The sequence below is a fragment of the Roseinatronobacter domitianus genome (genome assembly GCF_023336755.1).
Lineage (GTDB): Bacteria > Pseudomonadota > Alphaproteobacteria > Rhodobacterales > Rhodobacteraceae > Roseinatronobacter > Roseinatronobacter domitianus.
Map to the genome: position 1 here is coordinate 62,111 of NZ_JALZWP010000001.1, position 12,126 is coordinate 74,236.

The window sequence follows — 12,126 nt, forward strand, 5'->3', positions numbered from 1 at the left end:
GGGGGAAATGCCCCGGCATATTGGTGAAAAGCGGGGGTTCATTGGGGCAAGCGGCGTTCTACTCTGGCATGCTGGGGCAGTTGGCGGGCCTGCGCGAGCGGCGCAGGTCAACCGGCGGCACGGTCGCGCTGGTGTTGGCGGGACCGCTGCTGGTCTTGCTGACGCTGCTGGCGCTGGGGCCATTGGACGGCGTGTTCAGCACGTCCGGCTTGGCGCTCGTGTTGCTGGCCGACCTTGTCTACATGTTGCTGGTGGCAGGGCTGGTTGCGGTGCGCGTGGCCCGGCTTGTGGCCGCAAGACGCAAGGACAGCGCCGGGTCGCGCCTGCATCTGCGGCTGACCACGCTTTTTGCCGCGATTGCAATGGTGCCCACGATTACGGTCGCGGTCTTTGCCGCCATCACGCTCAATGTCGGGCTGGAGGGATGGTTCTCTGATCGGGTGCAGCGCGTGGTCGGCAACTCTCTGGCCGCCGCCGAAGCCTACCAGTTCGAACAAGAGCGCGACCTGCGTGCAGACGCTCAGGATTTGGCAGACTATCTGGATGCCGCGCGACGGGTCTTTCCCATGTTGGGCGAGGGCGAGTTGCGCAACCTTTTGTCCGAAGCACAGGCACGCGTGCAGCGTGGGTTGCGTGTGGCCTTTGTGATCGACGGCACTGGCGAAATCCGGGCGCGGGGCGAGCGGTCCTACCGGTTCAACTATGTCCCGCCAAGTGCTGGGGATATCAGCGCTGCGCGCGATGGTGTGGTGCTGATCCGTGATTGGCCCTTGAACGAGTTTCGCGCGCTGGTCCCGCTGGGCGAGTATTTTGACCGCTTCCTGTATGTCTCGCGGGCGGTCGATGGTGAGATCCTGGCGCTGCTGGATGACACACGCGAAACTGTGGCGTTTTATCAGCAACTTGAACAGGATCGCGGGCGCATTCTGTTTCAGTTCGGCGCGCTCTATCTTGGTTTCGCGCTGATCCTGATTCTTGCCGCTGTCTGGATGGGGTTGAACTTTGCCGAGCGGCTGGCGCGTCCTGTCGGGCGATTGGTCGAGGCCGCCGAACAGGTCGGCGCGGGCGATCTGGATGTGCAGGTGCGTGTCATGCGCGATGATGACGAGGTGGCGCTTCTGGGGCGCGTGTTCAACCAGATGACCCGTCAGCTCAAGGGGCAGCGCGAACGCCTGCTGGAAAACAACCGCCAGATCGATGCGCGGCGGCGGCTGTTCGATTCGGTGCTGGGCTCTGTGACTGCGGGTGTGATCGGGTTGGATGCCGAGGGACGGCTTGCCTTCATTAACCGAGCGGCGGAAACTTTGTTGGACGTCACCTCAGACCCGTCAGAATCGCCCGATCTGTCCGAAATCGCGCCCGAATTTCTACCCCTTATCGAGCGACTGCGCGCCGCGCCGCCGGGGCAAGACCGCGTGCAAGAGGAATTGCGCTTGGTGCGGTCGGGACGGTTGGAGACGGTGCTGGTGCGCTTTGCGGAGCGGCGCCGCAGCGATGGGCGGCTGGAAGGCTATGTGGTTGCCTTCGATGATGTCTCCGAGTTGGTTAGCGCCCAGCGTATGGCCGCTTGGGGCGACGTTGCCCGCCGTATCGCGCATGAGATCAAGAACCCGCTGACGCCGATCCAGCTTTCAGCGGAACGGATTGCGCGAAAATTCGGTCGCAAGCTGGACGGAGAGGATGCCGAGAGTCTGTCGCAACTGACAACGGTTATTGTGCGCCAGACCAATGACCTGCGCCGCATCGTCGATGAATTCTCGCGTTTTGCACGTATGCCCGAACCGGATCGCCGCCCGCATGACCTTGTGTCGATCTTGCGCGATTGCACGCTGTTGCAAGAAAGTGGCCAGCCAGAGATTGCCTTTGCCCTGTCGCTGCCTGCCGACCCGGTGGTGGTCGAAGTCGATGATACGATGATGGCGCAGGCCTTCACCAACCTTATCAAAAATGCAGGAGAGGCAATCGCCAGCCGCCATGCCGAAGACCCCGCCAGCCCGAGTGGCGAGATCGGCGTGGTCATGCATGCGGCCCCCGACCAGTTGCACATTACCATTACCGACAATGGCATTGGCTTGCCGCAGGACCGCAACCGGCTGTTCGAACCTTATGTGACGACCCGCGCCGAAGGAACCGGGCTTGGCCTGTCTATCGTGCGCAAGATCATAGAAGAACATGGCGGCACTTTGCGGCTGACGGATGCCACCGGCCCCGATGGTGCGCCCCGGCGCGGCGCGATGGCCGATATCAGGCTGCCAATGCTGGCCGCCGTTCAGATTTCAGACGACACACAGGAATATGGGTAACGCTTATGGGTGACATACTTATCGTCGACGACGAACGCGATATCCGCGAGCTGATTTCGGAAATCTTGCAAGATGAAGGGTTTACAACCCGGCTTGCAGCCGATTCCGATCAAGCGATGGCGGCAGTCAACGCAGAGCCGCCGGCGTTGATGATCCTCGATATCTGGTTGAAGGACAGCAAGATGGACGGGATCGACATTCTGATGTCGGTCAAGCGGTCGAACCCGGATATTCCCATTGTTATCATCTCTGGCCATGGCAACGTGGAAATTGCCGTGGCTGCGATCAAGCAAGGTGCGTATGACTTCATCGAAAAGCCCTTCAACATCGACAAGCTGATGGTGGTGATCGGGCGCGCGATGGAAGCCTCGCGTTTGCGCCGCGAAAACCTGGACCTGAAGCGCCGCGAGGTCGGGTCGGCGCAGCTTCTGGGCGAATCCACCGCTTACCGGGCGCTGTGCGGGCAGTTGGAGAAGGTCACTGGCTCTAACGCGCGGCTTATGTTCACCGGCCCGCCCGGATGCGGCAAGGAAGCGGCCGCCCGTTTCGTGCATGAGAATTCGGACCGCGCTTCTGGCCCGTTCGTGACGGTTACATCGGCGGCGGTCGAACCCGAGCGCATGGAAGAGGTTCTGTTCGGGCGCGAAGGGCCTGACCGCGGGGTCGAGCCGGGCTTGCTGGAGCAGGCGCATGGGGGCGTGATCTTCTTTGATGAAGTCGCCGACATGCCGCTGGGCACGCAATCCAAGCTGTTGCGGGTCTTGGTAGAACAGCAATTCATCCGCACCGGCGGTGCTGACAAGGTGCGTGTCGATCTGCGGGTTATGTCCGCGACAACGCAAGAGCTGGGCGCCCGTGTGCGCGATGGGTTGTTCCGGCAGGAACTGCATGACCGGCTGAACGTGGTGCCGATCCGCGTGCCGGGGCTGGAAGAACGCCGCGAGGATATTCCGCTTCTGGCAGAGCATTTCATTGACATGTTGCATGCTGCGCAGGGCTTGCCACGCCGCGTGCTGGATGATGGCGCACGCGCGCATCTGCAAACGCTGTCCTGGCCGGGAAATATCCGCCAGTTGCGCAACATGATAGAGCGCGCGCTGATCCTGGGCGATGCGGGGCGCCCGATAGAGATTTCCGACCTTCAGGCCGATAGTGTGCCCGACGAAGGCGGGCGCGGTCTGATCCTGTCGGGATCACTGGCTACCTTGCCGCTGCGCGAGGCGCGGGAATTGTTCGAGCGTGAATACCTTCTGGCACAGATCAACCGGTTTGGCGGCAATATCAGCCGCACCGCCAGTTTCGTGGGTATGGAGCGCTCGGCGCTGCATCGCAAGCTGAAATCGCTGGGCGTGAACACCGCGCGACTGTCGGCCAAAGGCTAAAGCCTTGCAAGCCCGCGCGCGGGCTGGCACATCAGGGGCTTCCATATCCGCAACCAAGGGGCGCGGGCCATGAAGATCATTGTCTGTGGCGCAGGGCAGGTGGGTTGGCAGATTGCCCGCCACCTGTCGGGCGAACGTAATGACGTCACCATCGTCGATAACAACCCCGTTCTGGTGCGCCGGGCGACCGATACGCTGGATGTGCAGGGTGTGACTGGCTTTGCCAGCTATCCTGCGATTCTGGAACAGGCGGGCGGGCGCGACGCCGATATGGTCATCGCCGCGACCTATTCCGACGAGGTCAACATGGTGACATGCCAGGTCGCGCATAGCGTCTTTGGCGTGACCAAGAAAATCGCGCGTTTGCGCGCCCAGACATATCTGGACCCGAAATATTCCGATCTGTTCCGACGCGAACACCTGCCCATCGATGTTATCATCAGCCCCGAACGCGAAGTCTCGCTGGCGGCGATGAAGCGGGTGGCCTATCCGTCGGCTTTCGATGTTCATGAATTCTTCGACGGCCGGGCTTTGCTGCTGGGGCTGGTGCTGGATGACAAATGTGCCGTGCTGAACACGCCGTTGCGACAGTTGTCAGAACTGTTTCCGACATTGCGGGTCATGGTGGCCGGGGTGCGGCGCGGGGGCCATATGTTCGCGCCGGAACCCGAAGACCAGCTTTTCGCAGGCGATGCGGTTTACCTATTGCTGGATGCCGATGATGTCTCGCGGGTGTTCGAGGTGTTCGGCAAGGAAGCCCCGAAGCAGGAACGCGTGCTGGTCATCGGCGGTGGCAATGTTGGCCTGTCGGTGGCACGGATGCTTGAAAGCCAGCCAGAGCGCGTGCGCGTCAAGGTCATAGAGCGCGACCGCGTCCGGGCGGAAATTGCCGCCGACGCGCTGGAGCGCTCCATCGTGCTGCATGGCGACGCGATGGATGCCGACCTGCTGGACGAAGCCCGTATCTCGAAAACTGATGCGGTTTTGCTTCTGACCGACGACGACCGCACCAATCTGCTGGCGGCGGTGCGTGCGAAAAGCATGGGCGCACGCATGGCGATTTCTCTGGTCAATGATCCGGGCATGGTTTCACTGGCCGATGCGATGGGCGTGGATGCCTATATAAACCCGCGAGCGCTGACGGTCAGTTCCATCCTGCGCCATATCCGGCATGGGCTGGTGCGGTCCGTCTACATGCTGGGCGACCGCGAGGCCGAGGTGATCGAGGCCAAGGTCCTGAGCAGTTCCCAGATTGCGGGTCGCGCGGTCCGCGACATTGCCTTTCCGGAAGGGGCTTTGCTGATCGGGGTGCTGCGCGCCGGAAAATTCATGAAACCCAACAGTCGCATGGTCTTGCAAGAGGGCGATCAGGTCGTTGTCTTTGCCTTGACCGAAGACGTGCCGCAGGTCGATGCCCTGTTGCAGGTCGCGCTAGAGCATTTCTGACCGCCGTGGCGCCGCATCCGGCAGGCAGGCCACGCGACGACAGCCGAAAGGGGCGCCGATGAAAGACAGCGCGCGCGGCACGACGGTCATGGCCGTGTTGATGGCCGTCACGGCGGGGGCGATGATTCTGCCCGCCGCGCTGGGCTTTACCCTGCGCGAACATGAAAGCGCGCGGGCGTTTCTGTATTCCGCCAGCTTGCTTGGCAGCATTGCTGGCCTGATTTACCTGTCGCGGCGCAATCTAAAGCGCAAGCCCGGTCCACTGGCGCACCCGTTCTACATTCTGACCGCGTCCTACCTGGTGATCCCGCTGTTCATGGCGCTGCCGGTGACAGAAGCCGCGCCGGGTGGTCTGCCGCTGTTCGACGCCTGGTTCGAAATGGTCGCCGCCTTTACCACCACGGGCGCAACCGTGCTTGACCCGGATATGCCGCGCAGCCTGCTGGTCTGGCGCGCGATGGCGGCGTGGCTGGGTGGGCTGTTCGTATTGGTCTACGCGGCAGCCTTGTTGGCCCCGATGAACATGGGGGGCTATGACCTTGTGACCGCACGCTCGCAAGCCATTGGCACGTTGCCCGACTGGTCGCGCAAGATGCGCGCGACTCAGATCGGGGTTGACGCGGGGCAAGCCGACCTAAGCCGCCTTTGGTCGCATATTCGGCTGATCGCACCCGCCTATGCCGGGGTGACGGGCTTGCTGTGGGTGGTTCTGTCTGTGCAAGGCGTGCCGCCTTTGGTGGGGCTGGTCTATGCCATGTCTACCCTGTCCACCTCTGGGATCGTGCCGCATTGGGGCATGGTCGATAGCATAGCGCAGGAACTGGCGATTGCGCTTTTTCTGGGGTTGGCCCTGACGCGGCGCGGATGGCCCGGCGCGGTTGTGCCGCAGGATTCGGGGCCAGTCTGGCGCGATGATGAACTGCGCTTTGCGGCCCTGCTGCTGGCCATCGTGACATTCGGGCTTTGGGCGATCAATGGTGCGGGTGGGCTGGCCGCCGCGCCCGGACGCGCCCTGGCCGAATTGTGGGGCACCGGCTTTACCGCGCTGTCCTTTCTGGGCACGGCGGGGTTCGTCAGCACCGTTGGCGCGCCCGATCTGACAGCCTATGCTGGTCCTGCCGGCATCGTGCTGCTGGGGCTGGCCATGCTGGGTGGCGGAATTGCCACCACAGCGGGTGGGCTGAAACTGCTACGCGGTTTCGCGCTGTTTTGGCAGGCCAAGCACGAGGCCGAGAAACTTATCCATCCCTCTGGTATGGGCGGCGATGGGCCGCGCTTGCGCGGTTTGCGCAGCGAAGGCGCTTTCTCGGCCTGGCTGTTTCTGATGGTGTTCATCTTAACCCTGTCGGCGCTGGTTATGGCGCTGGTGCTGCTGGGTCATCCGCTGGAGGATGCGCTGATCTATGCCAGCGCCGCGATCACGACCACCGGCCCCTTGGCGCAGATCGCCGGGCCAGAGCCACTATCTTACGCGGCGCTGGGCGACCCCGCGCGCGCGATCATGGCGCTGGGCATGATCCTTGGGCGGCTGGAATTGCTGATGCTGTTGTCGGTGCTTTGGCCAAGGCTGGGGCGTTAAGCGCGCAAAACGGCTTGCAAATTTCGCCAATGGGGCAAATTTGTGCGCGTCAGGGCTAGAAGTTTCGCACAAGCCGTTTCATACTGGGCAAATGGGGAGACGAGGCTCTCTGCGTATAGCAAACCGCCCTGACAAAAAGGCAAGCGCATGGCCAGCGATAAACAAAATCTGCAAGATGCATTTCTGAATCATGTTCGCAAGAACAAGGTGCCGGTTACGGTATTCCTGATAAACGGGGTCAAGCTGCAAGGCGTGATCACATGGTTTGACAATTTCTGCGTGCTGCTGCGGCGCGACGGGCAAAGCCAGCTTGTCTACAAGCATGCGATTTCGACCATCATGCCGGGTCAGCCGATCTCTCTATACGAGGGTGAAGGCTGATCGCTCGCGAATTGATCGACCTGACGGAATTGGGCGGCGAGGGTGGCAAACGCCTGACTCGCGCGTTCGTCTTGCATCCAGAACTTAAAAACAAACCCGGCCCGCGAGAGCCGGAGGACGCCTTGGCAGAAGCTATGGCGCTGGCCCATGCGTTGCCGGGGCTGGATGTGCGGGGCGGGCAGGTCGTGCGCCTGCCGCGCGCCCATCCGGGCCAATTATTTGGCAAGGGCAAGCTGGAAGAGCTGCGGCAGGCTTTGGAAGCGGATGAGATTGAACTGGTCCTGATAGACGGTCCGGTATCGCCGGTGCAGCAGCGCAATCTTGAAAAGGCGTGGAACGTCAAGCTGCTCGACCGCACCGGCCTGATTCTGGAAATCTTTGCCGATCGTGCTGCCACGCGCGAAGGTGTGTTGCAGGTCGAACTGGCCGCGCTCAGCTACCAACGCACGCGGCTGGTGCGGGCATGGACCCACCTTGAACGCCAACGCGGCGGGTTGGGGTTTGTCGGCGGTCCCGGCGAGACCCAGATAGAGGCTGACCGCCGCGCCATTGACGAGCAGATGACCCGCCTGCGCCGCCAGTTGGACAAGGTCGCCAAAACCCGCGAATTGCACCGCGCCGCACGTCGCAAGGTGCCTTACCCGGTGGTGGCGCTTGTCGGCTATACCAACGCAGGAAAATCCACGCTTTTCAACCGCCTGACCGGTGCGAATGTCATGGCAAAGGATATGCTCTTTGCCACGCTCGACCCGACCATGCGGGCGGTGCGTCTGCCAACGGGCAAGAATGTGATCCTGTCTGATACCGTGGGCTTCATCTCTGACTTGCCCACGCTTTTGGTCGCTGCGTTCCGCGCGACCCTCGAAGAAGTGCTGGAAGCCGATCTGATCCTGCATGTTCGCGATATTGCCCATCCTTCGACCGAAGTGCAGGCCACCGATGTTGCAGAGGTCTTGGCCTCGCTTGGCGTGGACGACGATACTCCGCGAATCGATTTGTGGAACAAGGCGGACCAGCTTGACGACGCGACCCGGTTGCAGGTCGACCGGCAGGCAGAGCGTGCCGAGGGCGTTTTTGTCGGCTCTGCCCTGACAGGTGCCGGACTGGACGCGCTGTTTGGCGCCATCACGGCACAGCTTGATGACGCGCGCCACCATGATACGGTCACGCTAACCCATGCCGACGGGCGGTTGCGCGCATGGCTTTACGAACAGGGTGTGGTAGAGGCCGAGACACAGGGCGACGCCGAGTCGGTGCTGCATGTGCATTGGTCCGATCGCCAGCAAGCCCGGTTCCGGGCGCTGCGCCACCGGGACTGATCGGCTCTGCGAAAGCGCGCCCCATCAGACAATGGTTAAGGTTAACAAGTTCTTGCCACATTCCCGCCTTGCCCAGTTCATGGTTAAGCGCAAAAAGGATGACGTTACCAAACAGGTGTCGTCATGAGCAGTTCAATGCATAGCCCTCAAAAGCCCGCAAACTTGGCACAGATGCCCGAGTTTGCAGATGCGGATGCGCCCGCACCGGGGCATTATGACACCATCTTCTATCTGATCCGCCAGACCATCGGCGCGCGGCATGTCACCATCCAACTGGATGGAGAGCCGCGCCCTCCGGCTGACGAGCATCTGGCCTGCTTTGAACACCCGCTTGTCACGCAAGGCCGTCGTTTCGGCATGTTGCGGGCCTATGCCGAACAATTCGAATCGGGTGCCTCGCACCTGCTGGCGGGGTTCGCCGTGCTGGTGGCCGAACAACACGCGCTGTGGTCCGAAGCGCATCTGGACGTGCTGACCAAGGCGCTGACCCGCCGTGCTTTCATGTCCGACCTTGGACGCGCGGCCGCAACCTATCAGCGCAGTGGGCGGCCGTGTAGCCTGATTATGTTCGACCTTGACCACTTCAAGGCCGTTAACGATGTCCACGGCCATGCTGCGGGCGATGCGGTGCTGCGCGCGGTGGCGCATGTCGTGCAATCCGAATTGCGCCGCTGCGACCTTCTTGGGCGCCTTGGCGGTGAAGAGTTCGGCGTGCTGGTCATGGCTGACCACCTGACCGCGCTGGATATTGCCGAACGGCTGCGCGCTGTCGTCGAGGCCGCTGTTGTGCGCGATTACCGCCATGTCGGCTTTACCGCCAGCCTTGGCGTGGCCACGATGGATGAGCAGACCGACACACGCGATGGCCTGATCGCCCTTGCCGATGCCCGGCTTTATGCCGCCAAGGAAGGTGGGCGCAACCGCGTTCAGGGTGCCGAAGATATGATGCGCGCCTATGCCTTGCAGGCCGCAGAATAAGCCAAAGACAGGCAAGGCCCCGCTGTTTTTGTCGCTTGGCGCAATTTGGGGCTTTGATTAGGGCGTGTTAATCCATAAATGGAATACGATGGGTTCGGGTCCGTCACATGCTGGCCCGGCAAAGGGAGAATGACATGCTCAACAATATCGGCCCAGCGGGCTTCATCATCATCGCGGTTGTCGTGCTTGTCCTGTTCGGGCGTGGCAAGGTCAGTGCGCTGATGGGCGAAGTCGGTAAGGGCATCACCTCATTCAAGAAGGGTCTGAAGGACGGCTCTGAAGAGATTGAGAAGCAGGATGACGACGCCGCCAAAACCGCGCGCGATGTCACACCCGAGACTGACAAGGACAGCAGCAAGGACCGGGTCTGATCGCCGCGGACAGGACGGGTATTGCGATGAAATCCGCAAGCGGGCAGGGGTGTCGGCATGTTTGATCTTGGCTGGACAGAGCTTCTGGTCATAGGGGTCGTCGCGCTGATCGTGGTCGGCCCGAAAGACCTGCCTAAAATGTTTCGCACCTTGGGTCAGGCGACTGCCAAGGCGCGGTCGATGGCGCGTGAATTTTCGCGCGCGATGGAGGATGCGGCAGACCAGACCGGCGTGAAAGACGTGGCGCGCGATCTGCGCGGCATGACCAACCCGCAAGGGATGGGGTTGGACGAGCTGAACCAGATGAAAAACTGGAACCCGCTCAAGGATGATCCCGCGCCCGGCTCCAAGGACAAGAAACCCTCTGCGCCCGGCGATGATGAGGACGAGATTGACCGCATCGCCACCGAGATGGATAACATGCGCAGCGACGCCGCAAAGCGGGCAGCTCCAAAGCCGGACGCCGCCCAATCTGCCGAAGCGTCGCCGAATGCCGCAAAACCGGATGCAGAGCCAACGCCTGCCAGCGCGTCGGAGCCGTTGGGCCATGACGCCAAGGGACAGCCTGCTGCAACACGCCCCAAGGGCGGCACGGACAGCACCACATGAGCAATGCCCAACAGGACAACATTGACGAGAGCAGCGCGCCGCTGATCGAGCATCTGGCAGAGCTGCGCAACCGGCTGATAAAATCGGCATTGGCTTTCGTTGTCGGAATGGTGCTGTGTTTCACGGTTGCCACGCCGATTTTCAACTTTCTGACAGCGCCCTTGTGCACTGCATTGGCCGAACGCGGGCAAGATTGCGACCTGATCTTTATCAGCCCGCAGGAAGGTTTCTTCGTCGCCATCAAGGTCTCTTTCCTTGGGGGCTTCATGCTGGCCTTCCCGGTGATCGCAACACAGCTTTGGCGCTTTGTCGCACCCGGCCTGTATCGCTCCGAGCAGGGCGCGTTTTTGCCGTTCCTGATCTCGTCGCCGCTGATGTTCCTGCTTGGCGCCTCTTTTGCGTTCTACGTGGTCACGCCACTGGCCTATGATTTCTTCCTTGGCTTCCAGCAATTTGGTGCAGGTGGCGAGGCGATGGTAGATGACCCGACCGCAGCGGCACCCCTGTCGGTGGTGTTCCAAGGGTCGGCGCAGGAATACCTGAACCTGACGATCCGCTTCATTGTCGCCTTCGGCATGTGTTTTCAACTGCCGGTTTTGCTGACCTTGATGGGAAAGGCCGGGCTTGTGTCCGAAGCTGGCCTGAAAGCCGGACGCAAATGGGCGGTCGTGGGCATTCTGACACTGGCTGCACTTGTGACGCCGCCCGATGTCATCACCCAAATCATCCTGTTTGTGGTGGTCTACGGCTTGTATGAAGTGTCGATCTGGCTGGTCGCCCGTGTCGAGAAAGCGCGCAACGAGCGCTTGCGCCGCGAAGGGCTGCTGGATGAGGATGAAGATGATGACCAGCCTGACGAGGCGGGTAAGCCATGAATGACGCCACGCTGACGCGGATTGCCGAAGCTCTGGAGCGCCTTTCGCCGCCGCCGGGTGCGGCCCCGGATCTGACTGCGGCCGATGCCTTCGTTTGGCAGACCAGCCCGGACCGTTTGCACCCTGTCGCCAAGGTAAACCGGGTCGATCTGGACCTGCTTGTCGGCATTGGCCGCGCCCGCGATACCCTGTTGGCGAATACGCAGCAATTTGCCCGTGGCCTGTCGGCGAATAATGCGCTGCTCTGGGGTGCGCGCGGAATGGGCAAGTCGTCATTGGTCAAGGCCGTGCATGGCGCAGTGATCGCTCAGATGCCGGAAACCGGGTTGAAGCTGGTCGAAATCCAGCGCGAAGACCTGCCCAGCATAGGCCGCTTGCTGGACATGCTGCGCCACGCGCCAGAGGCGCGGTTCATTCTGTATTGTGATGACCTGTCCTTCAGCCATGATGACCAGCATTACAAATCGCTGAAAGCGGTGCTGGATGGAGGTGTCGAGGGGCGGCCCGACAACGTGGTGCTCTATGCCACGTCGAACCGCCGCCACCTTATGCCGCGCGACATGATCGAGAATGAGCGCTCTTCTGCGATTGCCCCGGCAGAGGCTGTGGAAGAGAAGGTGTCGCTGTCGGATCGATTCGGATTGTGGCTGGGCTTTCATGCCTGCGATCAGGATGATTACCTTGCGATGATAGAGGGCTATTGCGCCGCCTATGACCTGAAGATTGACCCTGAGCGCCTGCGCGCCGAGGCGATCGAGTGGCAGGCGACGCGGGGCAGCCGCTCGGGCCGGGTGGCTTGGCAGTTCTTTACCGACCTTGCTGGGCGCGAAGGCGTGAAAATCACGCGTTAGGGTATCTGGATGCGGACGGTTGGGGGCGTTGC

The 12,126-nt window shown here is 61.8% G+C and carries 11 protein-coding genes; all 11 read left to right on the forward strand.

Annotated features, from left to right (window positions below; genetic code table 11):
• The first annotated feature begins 68 nt into the window (after positions 1–68).
• The 11 genes from M3N55_RS00320 to M3N55_RS00370 all read left to right on the forward strand — a co-directional run bounded on the left by M3N55_RS00320 (position 69) and on the right by M3N55_RS00370 (position 12,094).
• Positions 69–2,303, forward strand: coding sequence for a sensor histidine kinase NtrY-like (locus M3N55_RS00320; RefSeq protein WP_249055887.1), 2,235 nt, complete (start codon positions 69–71; stop codon positions 2,301–2,303).
• 5 nt (positions 2,304–2,308) lie between these two features.
• Positions 2,309–3,685 carry a nitrogen assimilation response regulator NtrX gene (ntrX, locus tag M3N55_RS00325; protein ID WP_249055295.1) on the forward strand — a complete coding sequence of 459 codons (1,377 nt, stop codon included), beginning with the start codon at positions 2,309–2,311 and terminating at the stop codon, positions 3,683–3,685.
• A 69-nt stretch (positions 3,686–3,754) separates the two neighbouring features.
• A complete protein-coding gene (gene trkA, locus M3N55_RS00330; protein WP_249055297.1) occupies positions 3,755–5,131 on the forward strand; it encodes a Trk system potassium transporter TrkA in 1,377 nt (458 codons plus the stop codon).
• A gap of 58 nt (positions 5,132–5,189) precedes the next feature.
• Positions 5,190–6,710, forward strand: a complete 1,521-nt coding sequence (locus M3N55_RS00335) for a potassium transporter TrkG (protein ID WP_249055299.1) — start codon at positions 5,190–5,192, stop codon at positions 6,708–6,710.
• 147 nt (positions 6,711–6,857) lie between these two features.
• Positions 6,858–7,091 (forward strand): RNA chaperone Hfq, encoded by a 234-nt coding sequence (hfq, locus tag M3N55_RS00340; protein ID WP_071470717.1) that lies wholly within the window; start codon positions 6,858–6,860, stop codon positions 7,089–7,091.
• 11 nt (positions 7,092–7,102) lie between these two features.
• Complete coding sequence (hflX, locus tag M3N55_RS00345; RefSeq protein WP_249055300.1) at positions 7,103–8,410, forward strand: GTPase HflX; 1,308 nt, start codon at positions 7,103–7,105, stop codon at positions 8,408–8,410.
• A 123-nt stretch (positions 8,411–8,533) separates the two neighbouring features.
• Positions 8,534–9,388, forward strand: a complete 855-nt coding sequence (locus M3N55_RS00350; RefSeq protein ID WP_249055302.1) for a GGDEF domain-containing protein — start codon at positions 8,534–8,536, stop codon at positions 9,386–9,388.
• 134 nt (positions 9,389–9,522) lie between these two features.
• Positions 9,523–9,759, forward strand: a complete 237-nt coding sequence (locus tag M3N55_RS00355; protein ID WP_249055304.1) for a twin-arginine translocase TatA/TatE family subunit — start codon at positions 9,523–9,525, stop codon at positions 9,757–9,759.
• 57 nt (positions 9,760–9,816) lie between these two features.
• On the forward strand, positions 9,817–10,368 hold the full coding sequence (gene tatB, locus M3N55_RS00360) for a Sec-independent protein translocase protein TatB (protein WP_249055305.1): 552 nt from the start codon (positions 9,817–9,819) through the stop codon (positions 10,366–10,368).
• Positions 10,365–11,243, forward strand: coding sequence for a twin-arginine translocase subunit TatC (gene tatC / locus M3N55_RS00365; RefSeq protein ID WP_249055307.1), 879 nt, complete (start codon positions 10,365–10,367; stop codon positions 11,241–11,243). Before tatB ends, tatC begins: the two co-directional genes overlap by 4 nt.
• On the forward strand, positions 11,240–12,094 hold the full coding sequence (locus M3N55_RS00370) for an ATP-binding protein (RefSeq protein ID WP_249055309.1): 855 nt from the start codon (positions 11,240–11,242) through the stop codon (positions 12,092–12,094). Before tatC ends, M3N55_RS00370 begins: the two co-directional genes overlap by 4 nt.
• Positions 12,095–12,126: the final 32 nt, after the last annotated feature.